The organism is Cupriavidus sp. F041, from assembly GCF_057814235.1.
Window position 1 is genome coordinate 3704888 of record NZ_JBVASY010000002.1, and the last position, 17306, is coordinate 3722193.

Here is a 17306-nt window from a genome sequence, read left to right on the forward strand (position 1 = left end):
CAAGCCGTACAAGCGGCAAAGCCCCGAACTCGAACGGAACATCATCATGGCAAGCCCCATCGCAAACGCAGTCGAATCCGTCATCGAACTGCGTGGCGTCTCGAAAATCTTCCGCACCGCGGACCGTACCGACCGCGCGGTGCTCGAAGGCGTGGACCTGACCCTCAAGCGCGGCGAGATCGTCGCCATGCTGGGCAAGTCCGGCTCGGGCAAATCCACGCTGCTGCGCATCATGGCCGGGCTGGTGGGCGCGGATCGCGGCCAGGTGCATTTTCGCGGGCAGCCGTTGCGCGGCACGGCCGAAGGCATCGCCATGGTGTTCCAGTCGTTCGCGCTGTTCCCCTGGCTGACCGTGCAGCAGAACGTGGAACTGGGGCTGGAAGCCCAGGGCGTGCACAAGGAGGAGCGCGGACGCCGGGCCGAGGCGGCGATCGACATGATTGGCTTGTCGGGCTTCAACAGCGCGCTGCCCCGCGAACTCTCCGGCGGCATGCGCCAGCGCGTCGGCATTGCCCGCGCGCTGGTGACCGAACCCGACCTGCTGCTGATGGACGAAGCCTTTTCCGCGCTCGACGTGCTGACCGGCGAGACCCTGCGCGACGAAATGCTCGACCTGTGGGAGGACGGCCGCACCAATATCAAGTGCATCCTGATCGTCTCCCACAATATTGAAGAGGCTGTGATGATGGCCGACCGCATCGTAGTCCTGTCGAGCGATCCGGGCCGCATCCGCGCCGAGGTGAAGATCCCGTTCCCGCGCCCGCGCAACCGCGATTCGGCGCAGGTACGCGCGCTGATCGACGAGGTCTACACGCTGATGACGTCGCCCGCGGCGCTTGAGCCCCGCGTGCCTGCGCTGGCGGCGGCCCAGGACATCGGCTACCGCCTGCCGGACGCCGACATCAGCCAGATGGAGGCCATTCTCGACCTGCTCTGCGAAGCGCCTTTCTTCGGCCGGGCCGACCTGCCGCACCTGGCCGAGGAAGCCAGCCTCACCGACGATGACCTGCTGCCCGCCTGCGAGGCCCTGCACCTGCTGAAACTGGCGACCATCGAACGCGGCGACATCAACGCCACCGACCTCGGCCGTGCCTACTACGAGACGGAGCCGCCGGAGCGCAAGGTGCTGTTCGGCAGGCAACTGCTGCAACACGTGGCACTGGCCGCGCACATCCGCCGCGAGCTCGAACAGTCCGAGGACGGCGAGATCCGCGAAGAACACGTGCTGCGGGAACTCGAGGCTTTCCTCAAACCGGAAGAAGCCAAGCGCGTGCTGACCATCGGCATCGAATGGGGGCGCTACGGGGAAGTCTATGAATACAGCTACAACAGCGGCATGCTGACACTGCCGCGGGAAGAGCAGCCGGCGCCGGGCGCGGGCACGGACACCCAGCCTTGATTGCGTTTGGCCTGGTGGCCCGGTAGCCTAGCGCTCACGCATGGCGCGGCCAATCGCGCCGGTGCGCAGGGCGATCTTTGCGGTGTCCTCGCGCAACGCGCGCAGGCGGCGCTCCAGGATGGCATTGGCGGTGCGGCCGGTTGAGCTGGCCGTGCTGGCGGTGCCGCCGGCTTCGCTGGCGGCGCGTGTCAGCTCGCCCGACGCCGCGGCATGCACCAGCACATCGGCGCGGCGCCGGTCGGCCGAATCGGCCAGGCGGGCACGGCGCTCGCTGGCGTCTTCGGACGGCGGCGGCGGCGCATCGGCGGTGGCCGCGGCAAGCGCCAAGTCGGCGGTCCGGGCAGCCTGGGCATCGGAGATGCCGGCGGCTACGCCCGCAACGGCGACCCCTGCCATCGCGGTGCCGGTGTTCTCGTTGGCCACGTCCGCCGCCTTCGGTTCTTTCACCGCCGCCTTGCCCTTCGCCGGACGAATGAATCCCGCGCCACGCCCGCCGAAGCGATCGCCCTCGGCCAGCCTTTCGCTGGCCAGTTGCAGACTGTGAACAGCGGCATCGGTGGCCTGGCGGATAGCGCTTTCGGCGGCCGGCAAATCCAGCTCGCCATAATGCTCGCGCACCTGGATGCGCGCCGCGGCCACGTGCGCCGCCACCAGGTAGTTCTGCACGATAAAGCGGTTCAGGTTATCCACCGCGCGATGCCGGCTCTTGGGTTCGTCGAGCATGCGCTGGAACGACCCGATCAGCGCGGACAGGCTGTCCATGAACTGCTTGCGCTGCACCCGGTAGGCAAAATCGTCCTTGGCCACGCGCAGCAGCAGGTCGCGCGTGGCGGCGATGTAGCGGCGGTTGACCTCAAGCACGGTCTCCACCAGCGCGGGCAGCGCGCGGTATTCCCAGCTGGGCAGTACGAAGCTGAACACCGTGGCGATCAGCCCGCCGATCACGGTATCGATCAGCCGCTCGCCAGCCACGGTGGGGCTGCCCGGCATCAGCAGGTTGATCTGGATCAGCACCTGCACGCAGGCCGCCACCGCGGTGTAGCGGTACTTGATGGTGGAAAACGCCGTGCTCGCCACCAGCGCCAGGAACAGCACGCCGAGCAGGATCAGCGGCTGGTGCACGACCCTGAGCACGGCTACCGCGATCACGCAGCCGATCAGCGTGCCGATCAGGCGATCGTTGTAGCGCTGCTTGGTCATGCTGAAGTTGGGCTTCAGGATCACGATGATGGTCAGCAGGATCCAGTAGCTGTGCGACACATACGGCAGGTGATCGGCGATCCACAGCCCCGCCCCCACCGCCATGGTGATGCGCACCGCAAAGCGGAAGGCGGGCGATTTCCAGTGCAGGTTGTCGCGCAGCACCTTGAGCTCGTAGCGCTGGCGCGTGAGGAAGGGCGTCATGTCCGGCCCGGGCAGCACCTTGCTGGGCTCCACCGGCGTGCGCGACGCCTCGTGCAGTTGTTCCACCAGCACGATGGCGCCCTTGATCATGTCGAGCGTCTCCGCCACCGCCGTCATCGCCGCGGCGTTGATGTGGTGATGGCGCAGCTGCGCGATCTCGTGCTCGACCGCGCGCAGCTCCTGGCGGTAGTCCACGGTGGCGTAGGAAGGCCGGCCGCGCGTGATGTCGTAGGCGATCCCTTCCACATCCTTGCACATCAGCTGCACCAGCCGGCTCAGGTGATCGAGCACCGGCGTGCCGGCAAAGGTCTGGCGCAGCAGCGGGTAATCCGTATTGGTGGAAAGGATGTACTCGTACAGGTCCAGCATGCGCATATGGACCTGCACCAGCAGCCCGTCGTGGGTGGTGGTGTTGCCGCGCAGCACCAGGTCGCGCGCCGCCTGCTGCCGCTCCGCCACCACGATCTGCTGGCGCACCAGCTGGTTGAACTGCGCCTCGTAGTCATTGCCGGCATCGTAGAAGCCCGCCTTGATCTCGAGGTAGCCCGCCATCTCGTACAGCGCCTCGGCCAGCACCTGCTGCTTGGTGCGCCGCTGCGTCGCCCAGCTCACCACCATCGCGTAGGCCATGTAGGCCACCGCGCCAATGCCGAACAACAAGGCATGCTCGAACGCGCGCCTGACCACGAAGTCCTCGTTGATGGTCAGCGTCATGACGAACAAGGCCGAGAACTGCAATGGCAAGGTCTTGTTGCCGTACACCGTCATCATGCCGGCCATGAAGGTCACCAGCACCAGCACCAGCGGCATCACGCGCGGGAACGGCGTGGCCATGGCCACCAGCAAGGTCACCGCCGTGCACAGCAGCACGCTGGCCAGCATCTCGTTGAACTTGTGGCTGAACGGGCTGGGCAGGTCCATCAGGCTGGTGCACAGCGCGCCCATCGACACCACCATGGCCGTGGGCAGGTCCGTGAACTGCATGGCGATCAGCGTGGCGCCGATCACCCCGGTCGCGGAGCGCAGCCCGCGATAGACGTAATGCGAATAGACGAAGGTGCGGGCGTCGTGCGCGTATTGCATGTGGCGGCGTGTGGTCCTTACCGGCCTAGAGGCCCAGCCAGCGCGCGCGCATGGCCTGGCGGCCACCTTCGGCCGTCACGGTGTACTGCGCCGCCGGCTCGCGCGCGAAGGTCAGCGGCAGCACGTGCAGCTCGTCGCGGCGGAACACGTGGCATTCGGCGCTGTCGCCGGTGCGGTAGCGCGCCAGCAGCTTGTCGAGCTGCCCGGGCGCCACGCGCAGGCCATCCACCGCAGCCAGCAGGTCACCCGCCGAAAGCCCGGCCGCCTGCGCCGCGCCGCCATCGAGTACCTGTGTCACGCGCACCCAGCCGTCTTCGTTCTTGGTCTTGATGCCGAGCGCGGCGTTGCGCTCCGGCTTGGCCGGCACCGCCTTGATGCCGAAAGGCTTGAACAGCGCCGCCAGCTGCAGCTCGCCGGTGCCCTCGGTCAGCGAGCGCAGCAGCGCGCCCAGGCGCAGGCCGCTGGCCTCGTCGAACAAGGCATGCAGCTCCGCCTCGGTGACGCCGCGCTGCTGCGCGCCCGGCGCATAGAAGCCGCTGCCATAGCGCTGCCACAGCGCGCGCATGATGTCGTCGAGCGAGCGGCGGTTGCGGGTCCTGGCGCGGATGGTGAGATCCAGCGCCAGCGCCACCAGCGAACCCTTGGTGTAATAGCTGACGATAGCGTTGGGCGCGTTTTCGTCCTGGCGGTAGTACTTGGTCCAGGCATCGAAAGAGCTTTCGGCCACGCTTTGCTTGGTGCGGCCATTGCCGCGCAGCACGCCGTTCCAGGTCTTGGCCAGCAGTTCCACGTACTGCGTCTCGGTGATGCGGCCGCTGCGCACCAGCATCAGGTCGTCGTAGTAGCTGGTGAAACCCTCGAACAGCCACAGCAACGGCGTATAGGTTTCCTCGCGCAGCCGGTACGGCACGAAGGCCGCGGGCTTGACGCGCTTGACGTTCCAGGTGTGGAAATACTCGTGGCTGCACAGCCCGAGGAAGGTGCGGTAGCCCTCGGTGGCCTCCTCCTTGCCAAGCGCCGGCAGGTCCGCGCGCCCGCAGATCAGCGCCGTGCTGGCGCGATGCTCCAGCCCGCCGTAGCCGTCGGTCGTGACCATGGTCATGAACACGTAGCGGCGATTGCTGTCGAGGAACGGTGCCTTTTCCGTCTTGGGCTCGAACAGCCGGATCTGCGCTTCGCAGACCTGCTTCAGGTCGCGGCACACGCGGTCGAGGTCGAGTTGCGGCACGCGGCCCGTGAACACCACGTCGTGCTGGGCGCCGCAGGCCCGGAAGCTGCCCATGGTGAAGTTGCCCATCTCGACCGGGTGGTCGACCAGCTCGTCGTAGTCGGCAACCTGGTAGCGGCCGAAGCCGTAGCGCTTGGCGCCGCCGCGGCCAGGCGCTTCGCGCATGGCGGTGGCGACGCGCCAGCCGGCATAGGCCTCGCCGGCAGGCGCATGGATGTCCACCGTGCAGGGACGATCTTCCTGCCCTTCGGCGCACAGGAACACGGAACTGCCGTTGAAGAATCCGTGGGTGGCGTCGAGGTGCGCGGCGCGCACCGACAGATCCCAGGCGTAGACCTCGTAGCTGAGCGTGAGCGGCCCGTCCACCGGCGCCGCCTGCCAGCTCTGCTTGTCGAGCTTGGCGAGTGCCACCGGCTTGCCGCCGGCATCCGCGCGGATGCGCACGATATTGCGTGCGAAGTCGCGGATCATGTAGCTGCCGGGAATCCACGCCGGCAGGTAGAACTGCTGGCCGGCGGGATCGGGGGCGTCGACCGTGACAGTGACGGCGAACAAGTGCGCTTCGGGTTGAAGCGGGGCGATGGCGTAATGGATCGGCTTCATGAGCGTGATTGTAGCGCCATGCCCGGCCCCGGCTGCCCCGGACCCCGCGCCGGCTCAGGCGTTGACGTTCACCACCACGCGGCCGCGCATGCCGCCATCGACGATCTTGCGGCCAGCCTCGATCGCCTCGGACAAGCCGATCTCGCGGGTAATGGCGCGCAGGCGATCCGGCTCCAGGTCTTGCGCCAGGCGTTGCCAGGCTTCCTCGCGCCGCGCCATCGGCGCCATCACGCTATCGATGCCGTAAAGCGTGATGCCGCGCAGGATAAAGGGCGCCACCGAGCCCGGGAAGTCCAGTCCTTGCGCCAGCCCGCAAGCCGTCACCGCGCCGCCGTAGCGCACCTGCGCGCAGGCGTTGACCAGCGTGTGCGAACCCACCGAGTCCACCACCGCGGCCCAGCGCTCCTTTTGCATCGGCTTGTTCGGCTTGCCGAGTTCGGTGCGGTCGACGACATCCGCCGCGCCCAGCGCTTTGAGGAAATCAGCCTCGGCAGTCTTTCCGGTGGACGCCACCACGCGATAGCCCAGCCGGGACAGGATCGCGATGGCGACCGAGCCCACGCCGCCCGAGGCGCCGGTCACCAGCACCTCGCCATCACCCGGCTTGACACCGGCGCGCTCCAGCGCCAGTACCGACAGCATGGCGGTATAGCCCGCCGTGCCGATGGCCATGGCCTGCCGCGTGGTGAATGCATCCGGCAAGGCCACCAGCCAGTCGCCCTTGAGGCGCGCGCGCTGCGCCAGGCAGCCCCAGTGCGTCTCGCCCACGCCGTAGCCGTTGAGCACGATCTTGTCGCCGGCCTTCCAGCGCGGATGCGTGGATTCCAGCACCGTGCCGGCCCCGTCGATGCCCGCGACCATCGGCCACTTGCGCACCACCGGCGAGCGGCCCGTGATGGCCAGCCCGTCCTTGAAATTGATGGTGGAGTAATCGACGGCGACCAGCACGTCGCCGTCGGCGGGGAGGCTGGATTCGTCGAGCGCGGTAACGGCGGCCTGGGTGGCGCCGTCGGCCTGGGTCAGCAGCAAAGCCTGGAACGTCATGGTGTCTCCTTCGGATTCTTGATGAAAGACAACCGGACGCCCCCGGCACGGCAGCGCCGGGAGGCCGCCGGCGCCAAGTGCTTACTTCTTGAGGCTGGCGAGCTTGCGCTCGAGCGTGGCAGCGTCCGCGGCGCCGGGGATGCGGGTGCCGTCCATGAAGAACACCGCCGGGGTACCGGTGATATTCAGGCTCTGGCCGAGCGCCAGGTTGTCATCCACCGGTGTCTTGCAGCTGCCGTTGCCGGTCAGCGCCACATGGCTCAGCATCCAGTCGCGCCAGGCCTTGGTGCGGTCGGTTGCGCACCAGACCTGCTTGGCCTTCACGGAGGAATCCGGCGACAGTACCGGATAGAGGAAGGTGTAGACAGTGATGTTGTCCATCTGCTGGAAGGTCTGCTCGATGCGCTTGCAGTAACCGCAGTTGGGGTCGGAGAACACCGCCACCTGGCGGCTGCCGTCGCCCTTGCTCCACTTGATGGCGCGCGCCAGCGGCAGGTCCGACCACTTGATGCGGTTGATTTCGGCCAGCCGCTCCTCGGTCAGGTTGGTGCCGGTCTTGCTGTCGACCATCTCGCCGTTGATGATGTAGCGGCCGGTCGCATCCGTATAGACCACCTGGCCGCCGACATTGACTTCGAACAAGCCTGGCACCGGGGTCTTGGCCACACTCTTCACTTCGGCGCGCCCGCCGAGCATCTTCTGCATCGATTCCTTGATGCGGTCGGTGCCGGGATCGCCGGCAGCCATGGCGTGGAGCGCGAAGCCGGCAGCCGCCAATCCGCCAACGATGGTGGCTGACAGGGCGGGACGGCGGCGCAGGAATTGCAACATGTTGACTCCAGTGAATCGATGGTTCGGTACGCGAGAGACGGGCTCGGGGCTCAGCCCAGCGCGCGCCCGATAAGAAAACGTTTAATCAGCGGCTGCGCTCCCACCGCCCGCATGCCGGTATTGCGCACTGCGCGCGCGATGCCGCCGGGCAACGAAAACAGCCGGTGCAGGCCATCGGTGGCAGCCGTCAGGGAGAGCAGGTCAGTGGCGCGCGCCCGCTCGTAGCGGCGCAGCAGGCGCAGATCGCCTTCGCCACGGAAAGACTCTTTGTCGGCCATTACGCGGCCAAGTTCCACCACATCGCGCAAACCCAGGTTCATGCCCTGGCCGGCCAGCGGGTGCACCACGTGCGCCGCGTCGCCAACCAGTGCCACGTGCGGCTGGACGAACTGCTCGGCGCGCTGCAGCACCAGGGGGAAGCCCTGTGCCGGCGTCACGCAGCGCAGCGCGCCGAACTGGCGCCCCACTGCGCCGCTGGCGGCCTGCATCACGGTATCGGCCAGTGCCTCCGGAGACAGCGCCAGCAGCTCGCTCGCGTGGCCCTCCTCGGCCGACCACACCATGGAGACGCGGCGTCCGGGCAAGGGCAACAGCGCCAGGATCTCGCCGTTGGCGGGCTCCTCGTCGGCCATCAGCTTGGGGGGCGTGCCCAGGAACCACTGCCAGGCCGTGTCCTGATGCGCAAGCGTGCACTCGAAATTGGCCACCACGCCGAGCTGGCGGTAGCGGCGCTTGGCAACCGCGATATGGCACTGGTCACGCAGCCAGGAGCGCGCGCCATCCGCGCCCACCACGCAGGCGGCGCGCACCTTGTCGCCACCGGCGAGCGTCAGCGTGGCGCCCTCATGGTCGCGCGCGAAGGCCGCCGCGGTATCGTCGTGCCAGTGCACCTGGTGCTGGAAACGCAAGGCGGTATCGAGCACGCGCTCGACATGGCCGGATTCGATGATCCAGGCCAGTTGCGGCACTGTCGCGGCATATGCCGAAAAATGCAGGTCTCCGGCGGCCGGGGTATCGGCCTGCGCTGAGCTCGCATCGCCGAACACACGCATATCGGACACCATTTGCATCCGTGCAGGGTCCAGCGCCTCCCACACACGCAACTGCTCCAGCAAAGCCTGCGAACTCGCCGAGAAGGCGTAGATGCGGCTGTCCCACTGGTCCGGCTCCGGCACGGCCCCGCGGGGGCGCGGCGCGATCAGCGCCACCTGCATGCCCTGCTGGGCCAGCAGCAAAGCACAAGCCTTGCCGACGATGCCGCCGCCGACCACGGCAACCTGGAAACGGGAGGGAGATGGACGAGTCATGCGTGAATTATAGCCACCCCGGCACATTGCCCTTGCCGTACCCACGCGCGTCGGAACTGGCCGCGTAACGCGCAGGGCAAACGGGGGCACCCGAGGGGAGTGAGGAAATACGAGGACCAGAGGGAGCGGCCAGCGGGTTCAGCGCAACGTCTGGCGAGGTTACAATAGCCATCTTTCCGATGGCAATTCCGGCACAAAAGCGGTGAGTGAAGTCCCGCTTTGGCTGTCTTGCCTCGTGCTGCACTTTTCCCCTCTGCGTCCCAATCGCCGCGCCAACCGCGCCAGACGCACCCAGGGCGAACCGCAACCCATTGATTTTTAAAGGTTTACCATGAGCCTCAAATGCGGCATCGTCGGCCTGCCCAACGTCGGCAAGTCCACGCTGTTCAATGCCCTGACCAAGGCCGGCATCGCCGCCGAGAACTACCCGTTCTGCACCATCGAGCCCAATGTGGGCGTGGTGGAAGTGCCGGATCCGAGGCTTGTCAACCTGGCCGGGATCGTCAAGCCCGAGCGCGTCCTGCCGGCCGTGGTCGAATTCGTCGACATCGCCGGCCTGGTGGCGGGCGCCTCCAAGGGTGAAGGCCTGGGCAACCAGTTCCTGGCCAATATCCGCGAAACCGACGCCATCACCCACGTGGTGCGCTGCTTCGAGGATGAGAACGTCATCCACGTCGCCGGCAAGGTCGATCCGCTGTCCGACATCGAGGTGATCAACACCGAACTGGCGCTGGCCGACCTCGCCACCGTGGAAAAGGCCCACGCCCGCTACATCAAGCCCGCGCGCGCCGGCGACAAGGAAGCGCTGCGCCTGGTGGCCGTGCTGGAAAAAGCCCAGGCCGTGCTCAATGAAGCCAAGGCCGTGCGCACGCTCGACCTGTCGGACGAAGAGTGGGCCGCCATCAAGCCGCTGTGCCTGATCACCGCCAAGCCCACCATGTACGTGGCCAACGTGCGTGAAGACGGCTTCGAGAACAACCCGCACCTGGACGCCGTGCGCGCCCACGCCGCCAAGACCAAGTCGCCGGTCGTGGCCGTCTGCGCCGCCATCGAAGCCGAAATCGCCGACCTTGACGACGAAGACAAGGCCGTGTTCCTGGCCGACCTCGGCATGGAAGAACCCGGCCTGGACCGCGTGATCCGTGCGGGCTTTACGCTGCTGGGCCTGCAAACCTATTTCACCGCCGGCGTGAAGGAAGTGCGCGCGTGGACGATCCATGTGGGCGACACCGCTCCGCAGGCTGCGGGTGTGATTCACACCGACTTTGAACGCGGCTTTATTCGTGCCCAGACTATCGCTTACGAGGACTTCATCACCTACAAGGGTGAGCAAGGTGCCAAGGAAGCCGGCAAGATGCGGGCGGAAGGGAAGGAGTATGTGGTGAAGGATGGGGATGTGATGAACTTCTTGTTCAACGTCTAAGTGTCCTGAACTGCTGCCCGCGGGTTGGATTTAGCGGGCGATGAAAAGCCCCGCAAGGCATGTGCCTGCGGGGCTCTTGTTTGGCAGCTGGTTTGCTTACGGGCGATGTTATTTGCTTGTTAACCCAGGCTATACTTGAGGGGTCATCTTCTCCCGAAATCATTTTTCGCAAAAACAAATCCCCAGCAAACCGTCGAGTCTGCTAGCGAGTCTAGTCATCAATCCAGCCCCGTTTACCAACAACTATGCGGAATGGGTAGTTGAGGGGGCGGGATTTTTTTTAGCCTGGCGTCGGTTAGTTATGCGTGAGCATCCGGCACTGTCGTGAGCTTCACGCCAAGCGCGTGCAGGAGCTTCATGATGGTGTCGAAGCGAGGCTTTGCGCCCGGAGCGAGCGCTTTGTAAAGGCTCTCTCGGCCAAGTCCAGAGTCGGCAGCCACTCTGGTCATACCACGCGCCTTGGCAATGTCCGCGATAGCGGCAAGCAGCACTGCAGTGTCGTCCTCTTCCAAGGCGGCATTGAGGTACTCAGAGATCATTTCTTCGCTGTCGAGATAGTCCGAGGCATCGAAGCGTGCAACTTCGATCTTGTTCATGATGACTCCTTCTTGATCGTTTTCCACATTTCCTTAGCTCGCTTGATGTCGGCTTTCTGAGTCGACTTATCGCCGCCTGAAATAAGCAAGTAGGCCACAGCACCTTCGCGGCCGTAATAGATGCGGTAGCCAGGGCCGAAATCGATCCTCATCTCCGACAGGCCATCCCCAATCGGCTCCGAATCGCCAAAGTTGCCTTGTTCGGCTCGCTTGAGGCGCACCAGGATCTTGGCCCTTGCCTTCAGATCCCTGAGGGTCGAGATCCAGGCGCTGAATTCAGCGGTACGGTTGAGTGTGGTCATGACCATTATCGTATCCGACTGGATACATCTGTCAAGGGCAACGTAAAGGGAGTCGGGAAGTCCGCGTCCCCGATGGGCAATATGGCAGCTTTCTGGGCACGGACATCGAGGACACAACGCGCTTCGTCGATGGCACAACAGAGGGCCAGATCTACACAGTTGCCTGCCTGTACCATTACTGATCGAGTCGCTGCGTGTAATCAGCGAAGCAGGCGCCTGTATCCATCCAACCAGCATGAGCGAATACCAATACTACGAATTCGCGGCCATCGACCGGCCGCTCACCCGCGCCGAGATGGCGCAGCTGCGCGCCGTCTCCACACGCGCCCAGATCAGCTCCTCGGGCTTCGTCAACCACTACGAGTGGGGTGACCTGAAGGCAGATCCGGCCGACTGGATGCGGCGATATTTCGACGTCTTCGTCTACACCGCCAACTGGTGCTGTAGCAGGCTGGCGCTGCGCGTGCCGCTATCCACGTTTGGCAAAGCGGAACTGAAGCCTTTCGCTATCCGGCATGCTTCGACCATCGAGGCACACGGAGAGCACTGGATCATTGACTGGTCGCTCAACGAAGGCGAAGACTATGACCGCTTCGACATGCAAGACGGCAGCGGCTGGATGCGGCGCCTGGTCCCCCTGCGCGCCGAGCTGATGCGTGGCGACCTGCGCCCGCTTTACCTGGGCTGGCTGGCAGGATCCGCTGACCTTGCGGACGACGCACTGGAACCGGAGGTGCCCCCCGGCCTGGCGACACTGTCGCCGCCGCAGGAGGCGCTGGTCGAATTCCTGGAGATAGATCCCGACCTGCTGGCCGCCGCTGCGGCGGCGAGCCCCGACGTTTCGCCGGGCGATGCCGCGCAGGACGATCGCATCGATGCGTGGCTGAACGAATGGCCGCGCGAGGAAATGGCAGCGGTGCTGAAGCTGCTCGCCCAAGGGCTCGTACACCAGGCGGAACGCCAGGTCCGGCTGCGACATGCCGCCTGGCTGAAAGCGCAGCACGTTTCGACGCCGTCTTCCACGGCGCGGCGCATCCTCGGCCATCTGCGGGAACTCGCCGAAGCGGCCTCCGTTGCGCGCCTGCAACGCGAAGCAAAGGCACACGCCAAGCAGGAGGCCGCACGCCGCCGAAAGCGCGAAGCGCAACTGAGGCTGATGATGAACGATGCTGACAAGCGCTGGGCAGCCATCGATACGCAGGTACAGAGGGGCACGGCGTCGGCTTATGACGAGGCAACGAAGGCGCTGGCGGAGCTGGCGGACGGTTATGCGCTCACATCGAGCTGCGAAGCATTCGAGCGTGCGCTGCGGCAATTCCTGGCTTCCCACGCCAAGCGCGGCGCCCTGTTGCGCCGCTTGCGCGATGCGGACTTGTGCCCGGCATGAGCACCCGCCAAGAACAAGCTGAATGGCGATTTGGCAGAGTGCCGGGCTAATCGGTTCGATCGAGGCTTGGTTTCGCCCGGTGCCGCATAGGCCAAATGGCTCTGCGGCAGGGTGAGAATCCGCTCGCATGCAAACCAACAGAAGCCCCGCGAGACCAAACGCCTGCGGGACTTCTTATTTCACGAGACTGCTGACGCAGCCCGCTCGTACAGACCCATCACAAGATCATCCATCACGCATCCCCTCCAAGTCCCGCAGGACCGCGAGCTCACTCAACACCAACGTCTCGTTCGCAAGTACCGCCGCCAGCGAGAGCAGATGGCCCTGAGTCTCCTCAGTCAGATTGGCTAACGTGCCGCCGGCAGCGTTCTCGATGGCGACCGACAGCAGCGCGTTGAGTTGGGCAGCCTTTTCAGCGGCGAGGCTAAGCGGGCTTTCGGGTGCAGCGTGCGTGGTCACGAAGATATCGCGGCCTGCCTGCTCGGCGCTGATGTTGTAGTGGGGGTGCTTACACATTGGGCGCCCTCCGCTGGGATGCGCGCTGGCGCGGGCAGATGAGAGGATTTTCGGGGAATACAGATTGCCCGGTACAGGCGAGCGAAGACTGGAGCATGCAGATGCCTCCTACGTTTGCGGTTTCAAACCCGCTTCCCGACGCCAATCGGGGTGGGCGGGCACAAGGCAGGGTTGGCGTACCAGCACGTAGGAACCGGTGAGCCCGAAGGCTCCCCCACCCAGGCCCGCCCATAGGGACGTGCGAAGGCGCGACGGAAAAAAACCGCCTGGCGGCGGTTGTCCGCCTACGTGATCGGGACGCCAATCCCGGTCGCTGTGGTTGCAGCGACCCAACCAGTATAGCGTCGCCAGTGAACGATATAAACGCCGCGGCAACAACAGTTAACACTCTCGCCAGTGAGCAGCCCCCTCGTACTCAGCGGAATTCGTCGTCTCGATGCCGTGATTGTGCAACGACACATCAGACCACCCCTGGCACGTCACCCATGAAGGTCCGGATCGAAAACCAAGCGCCTTGGGGTAAATGACTCTTGTACTCTGCCACTCACAACGGCTTCAAGTCCTGCCCCCGCAATCCCACCAGCAGCGCCTGCCCATCCGGCCCCACACGAAACTCCCCATAGCGCGCTTTCTCGAACCGCGCCCCCTGCCCTTCCTGGAAGAAGTACGCATCGGTGGACACCTGGGCCTGCACGCCGCCCCAGCGCGACGGCACGGTCTGGAAGCGCAGCAGTTGCTCACCGCTGGCCAGGGCCTCGCCCGTGTGCAGGCGCACGAGGGTGGCTTCGCCGCGTGCGTCGCGGCGGATCACGGCCACTTGCTCGCGTGCGGGATCGATGCCTTGCTGGAGACGCGCCTCGCGGATGGCGTCGGCGATGGCGAAATTCAGGGCCATGTAGTCGCCTTGCATGAGCGAGCGCGGATCGACTGGCGCCAGGCGCAGGTAGACGATGTCGCCGTGCGCCAGCAGCCGTTCCTTGCCGGTGATGGCGAAGGCGGCCAGTCCCAGCGTGAGAACCCATGCCAACAATATCCAGCGCTTCATGCTTGTCTCCTTGCGCTATCGCGATGCAGCGCCATGCGCAGCAGGAGCACGGCAATGCCGGCGCCAGCGAGCGTGGCGGACTTGATCAGCAGCGTCCAGTGCAGCGCGCTGTAGTACCAGACAAAGCCGATGCCGAGCGCGGCGACGGCCAGCCCCAGCCAGGGCAGCGAGCCGCGGCGCAGCGCCAGTCCCAGCGCCAGCGCCGCGGCAACCACCGCGGGCGCCCCGGCCAGCAACGCGCTGAACGACACCACGCCGAGCAGCGCCGCGACGCGCACCGGCGGGCGCAGCCGCAGGCGCCCCGCCTCGGCAAGCACAAACGCAGCGAACACCGCGCCGCACAAGGCCCCCGCCAGCCAGTGGTTGCCGGTGTGGCGTCCGGTGTCGGCATCGAACAGCAACGCGTGTGGCAGGCCCAGGCCGGTCACCATCAGGGCCGCGCCCAGCGCAAACAGCAGCGTGGCGTCCGCGGCCGGCTCGAGCCAGCCGTGCAGGCCCGCGGCACAGAGCCGCCCTTCCGCGAGCACGAAGCCGGTCAGCAGCGTCAGCGCGAATGGCGCCAGCCAGCCCAGGGAGAAGCTCATCGTCTGCCAAACATGGCGCAGGCCCGGCGTCATGGCCAGGTGCAGCGCCAGGGCCACGCCAGTCCACACGCCCAGCGCAGCCAGGAAACGATGCAGCCGGTTGCCGACCAGCACATAAAGCACGGCTTCGAACAATGCCAGCGCGCCCCAGAAGCCTGCGGACTCAAGCAGGCGGCTGACGCCATAGGCCTCGCTCGCGCCGTACACCAGCAGGCCCTGGCCGCTCAGGCTGACGGCCAGCGCGAATTGCTCGAGCGCCGTAGCGCCCGCGCGCCGCCGGTACAGCACCGCGGCAAGCGCTATCATCGCCGCACCGCATAGCACCATCGCCATCTGGTTATTGCGCGCGGCCACAAAGACCGAGCCGAGCAGGAAGGCGAGGAAGAACACCGCGCCCAGCCAGCCGGCCAGGCCCATCAGCAGCCGCACCGCCCATGGCGTGCGGGCTTGCGCTTGCGCGGGCTGCCCTTGCACCAGTCCGCGCGTGGCAAGGTCCTGCCACATTGCCTGCACTGCGTGTCGATCGCTGATCATGCCGGTTCTCCCTTGGCCGCGCCGCTTGCATCAGCCAGTCCATGCTGCCGGTAGGCGCGCAGCAACCACGCCGCCGCCGCGGCGGACAAGCCGATGGTCAGCAGCCCCAGGATCAGGAAGGCGCCGAATCCCGCGCGATTGACATCCAGCAGCAGGCGCGCAACCGCGGTCACCAGCAGCACGATGGTGGCAAAACTGGCCAGGCTGAGCGCCACCAGGTCGAAAGCCCTCAGCCGGAACCAGGCGAGCAGCACGCCCAGCGTCAGCAAAGCCACGCCGAACATAGCGGCGTCGAAGCGGCTGTGGAGGATGCTGGCGAAGCCCAGCCAGCCGGCATAGCCGCACGCCAGCGCGACAAGGATGCGCGCGCCGGCCAGGCCGCGAAAGCCAAGGGCAGGCGCCATCGCGCACAGCGCGAACCACAACGCAAGCTGCAGCAGCGTAGCCGCCAGCAGCGATAGCGTGGTCGCCCGCTCGCCAGCCGCCCCAAACAGCAGGTCAAGCATGGCACCCACACCGAGGCGGACACTGAAGTACCGCAGCAGCGCCACATTGGCCAGCACGATCACCACCCACCAGTGCGGCGCCGCGCGCGCGGCCAGTGCCCAGGGGATCGCCAGCAATGCCCACAAGGCAAACAATTGCCAGGCATCGGCACCTGTCTGGTACACCTGCCCGATCACGGCCAGCAGCACGCCGGCACCCACATGCGCGCCGCACAGCGCGGCGCGGCCTGCCAGGTCGGCAGGCGGCCGCAACCAGGCGAATCCCGCCAGCAGGGTCAGCGCGGCGGCCAGCGAGCCGAATTTGGCGAATTTGTGCAGGTCTTGCCAGTTGAAGGCAAAAAACACGATCACGCCGGCGCACAGCAAGGCTGCGCCCAGCACCAGCAAGGCACGGTCAAGCCAGGTGCGCCAGCCAGCTGCGTCCGGCTCGGTGCCTGGCCAGGCGGCGGCCACGCCGTCAGCACCAAGCACGCCTTGCTCGCGCCAGTCGGCCAGCGCTTGCCGCACGGCCCGCCGGTCCTGGAAGGATTGCATTGAAGATGGCTGCATGGATGCCCTATGTGATGGATGCGCCAATGCACTGTAGCAAAGGAGCGTGCTGCCGCGGCACTTTCCTTGCGCGCGTGACCACAGGTGGCAGCCGTCCCCGCGCCGGCGCTTTGCGGCCGCGGGCCGGCCCGGTATGCTGTGCGTTTTTCCAATCCAGCCACGCCTCGCGCGCCCCGCCATGACCCTCGGTATCCTCGCCGCCATTCACGATGAAGTCGACGGCCTGATCGCCGCCATGCGCCACGACGATGCCCGCGCCACCGTGCAGCGCATCGGCATGCGCGACTATCACGTCGGGCACCTGCACGGCCAGCGCTGCGTGCTGGTGCTTGCGCGCATGGGCAAGGTGGCCGCCGCGGCCACGACAGTGACCCTGGTGCGCGAGTTTGGCGTGGACGAAATCGTCTTCACCGGGCTGGCCGGCGGCATCGGGGCTGATACGCGCGTCGGGGATGTCGTGGTGGCGGACCGCACGCTGCAGCACGACCTGGACGCGCGTCCGTTCTTCGGACGGCATGAAGTGCCCCTGCTCGAACGCGCCGAATTTCCCACCGACCCCGTGCTGACCGCCGCGCTGCGCGAAGCCGTGTCCGGCTATCTGCGCGAAGACCTGCCCGGCGCGGTGCCGGCGGACGTGCTGGGCCGCTTCGGCGTGAGCGCGCCTGCGCTGCACGTGGGCATGATTACCAGCGGGGATCAGTTCATCGGCTCGCCCGCCGCGGCGGCCGAGTTGCGCGAGCGTTTGCCCGGCGTGCTGGCGGTGGAAATGGAAGGTGCCGCGGTGGGGCAGGTCTGCCATGAATATGGCGTGAAATATGCCGTAATGCGGACCCTATCGGATCGGGCCGATGATAGTGCGCATGTGGATTTTGCGGCATTCCTGACCGAGGTGGCCAGCCATTATTCGAGCGGGGTCTTGAGGCGGTTTTTGGAGCTGCGCGGGTAAGGGGAGGTTTTCAATCGGA

The 17306-nt window shown here is 66.3% G+C and carries 15 protein-coding genes; 4 read left to right on the top strand and 11 right to left on the bottom strand.

Translation table 11 applies throughout. The annotated features are described in order from the left end of the window. Positions 1 to 46: 46 nt before the first annotated feature. Positions 47 to 1399, top strand: a complete 1353-nt coding sequence (locus ACZY0R_RS34445; RefSeq protein WP_488864804.1) for an ABC transporter ATP-binding protein — start codon at positions 47 to 49, stop codon at positions 1397 to 1399. A 27-nt stretch (positions 1400 to 1426) separates the two neighbouring features. On the opposite strand, the gene ACZY0R_RS34450 is transcribed toward ACZY0R_RS34445, so the two are convergent. The 5 genes from ACZY0R_RS34450 to ACZY0R_RS34470 form a co-directional block, all read right to left on the bottom strand. After that, a complete protein-coding gene (locus tag ACZY0R_RS34450) occupies positions 1427 to 3886 on the bottom strand; it encodes an FUSC family protein (protein ID WP_488864806.1) in 2460 nt (819 codons plus the stop codon). A gap of 25 nt (positions 3887 to 3911) precedes the next feature. Next, positions 3912 to 5717, bottom strand: coding sequence for a M61 family metallopeptidase (locus ACZY0R_RS34455; RefSeq protein ID WP_488864808.1), 1806 nt, complete (start codon positions 5715 to 5717; stop codon positions 3912 to 3914). Between the two features lie 54 nt (positions 5718 to 5771). Beyond that, on the bottom strand, positions 5772 to 6761 hold the full coding sequence (acuI, locus tag ACZY0R_RS34460) for an acrylyl-CoA reductase (NADPH) (protein ID WP_488864810.1): 990 nt from the start codon (positions 6759 to 6761) through the stop codon (positions 5772 to 5774). An 81-nt stretch (positions 6762 to 6842) separates the two neighbouring features. After that, on the bottom strand, positions 6843 to 7592 hold the full coding sequence (locus ACZY0R_RS34465; RefSeq protein ID WP_035872602.1) for a DsbC family protein: 750 nt from the start codon (positions 7590 to 7592) through the stop codon (positions 6843 to 6845). Positions 7593 to 7642: 50 nt separating this feature from the next. Beyond that, positions 7643 to 8899 carry a UbiH/UbiF family hydroxylase gene (locus tag ACZY0R_RS34470; RefSeq protein WP_488864812.1) on the bottom strand — a complete coding sequence of 419 codons (1257 nt, stop codon included), beginning with the start codon at positions 8897 to 8899 and terminating at the stop codon, positions 7643 to 7645. A 331-nt stretch (positions 8900 to 9230) separates the two neighbouring features. Between ACZY0R_RS34470 and ychF the strand changes: the two genes are divergently transcribed. Further along, entirely contained in the window at positions 9231 to 10322 is a 1092-nt protein-coding gene (gene ychF / locus ACZY0R_RS34475) for a redox-regulated ATPase YchF (RefSeq protein WP_488864814.1), read from the top strand. 299 nt (positions 10323 to 10621) lie between these two features. On the opposite strand, the gene ACZY0R_RS34480 is transcribed toward ychF, so the two are convergent. Continuing rightward, entirely contained in the window at positions 10622 to 10918 is a 297-nt protein-coding gene (locus tag ACZY0R_RS34480; protein ID WP_045238852.1) for an addiction module antidote protein, read from the bottom strand. Beyond that, positions 10915 to 11220 carry a type II toxin-antitoxin system RelE/ParE family toxin gene (locus ACZY0R_RS34485; RefSeq protein WP_488864816.1) on the bottom strand — a complete coding sequence of 102 codons (306 nt, stop codon included), beginning with the start codon at positions 11218 to 11220 and terminating at the stop codon, positions 10915 to 10917. The genes ACZY0R_RS34480 and ACZY0R_RS34485 overlap by 4 nt, the downstream gene beginning before the upstream one ends. A gap of 235 nt (positions 11221 to 11455) precedes the next feature. Here ACZY0R_RS34485 and ACZY0R_RS34490 point away from each other — a divergent pair, with 235 nt between their 5' ends. Beyond that, positions 11456 to 12607, top strand: coding sequence for a hypothetical protein (locus ACZY0R_RS34490; protein WP_488864818.1), 1152 nt, complete (start codon positions 11456 to 11458; stop codon positions 12605 to 12607). A 225-nt stretch (positions 12608 to 12832) separates the two neighbouring features. On the opposite strand, the gene ACZY0R_RS34495 is transcribed toward ACZY0R_RS34490, so the two are convergent. From ACZY0R_RS34495 to ACZY0R_RS34510, 4 genes are all read right to left on the bottom strand, one after another. Beyond that, a complete protein-coding gene (locus ACZY0R_RS34495) occupies positions 12833 to 13123 on the bottom strand; it encodes a hypothetical protein (protein ID WP_488864820.1) in 291 nt (96 codons plus the stop codon). A 544-nt stretch (positions 13124 to 13667) separates the two neighbouring features. Continuing rightward, positions 13668 to 14168 (bottom strand): GDYXXLXY domain-containing protein, encoded by a 501-nt coding sequence (locus ACZY0R_RS34500; protein WP_488864822.1) that lies wholly within the window; start codon positions 14166 to 14168, stop codon positions 13668 to 13670. Beyond that, positions 14165 to 15286: a DUF4401 domain-containing protein gene (locus ACZY0R_RS34505; RefSeq protein ID WP_488864824.1), complete on the bottom strand. Its 1122-nt coding sequence runs from the start codon at positions 15284 to 15286 to the stop codon at positions 14165 to 14167. Before ACZY0R_RS34505 ends, ACZY0R_RS34500 begins: the two co-directional genes overlap by 4 nt. After that, a complete protein-coding gene (locus ACZY0R_RS34510; protein WP_488864826.1) occupies positions 15283 to 16326 on the bottom strand; it encodes a DUF2157 domain-containing protein in 1044 nt (347 codons plus the stop codon). Before ACZY0R_RS34510 ends, ACZY0R_RS34505 begins: the two co-directional genes overlap by 4 nt. Positions 16327 to 16519: 193 nt before the next feature. On the opposite strand from ACZY0R_RS34510, the gene ACZY0R_RS34515 reads away from it, so the two are divergent. Then, positions 16520 to 17287: a 5'-methylthioadenosine/adenosylhomocysteine nucleosidase gene (locus ACZY0R_RS34515; RefSeq protein ID WP_488864828.1), complete on the top strand. Its 768-nt coding sequence runs from the start codon at positions 16520 to 16522 to the stop codon at positions 17285 to 17287. Positions 17288 to 17306: the final 19 nt, after the last annotated feature.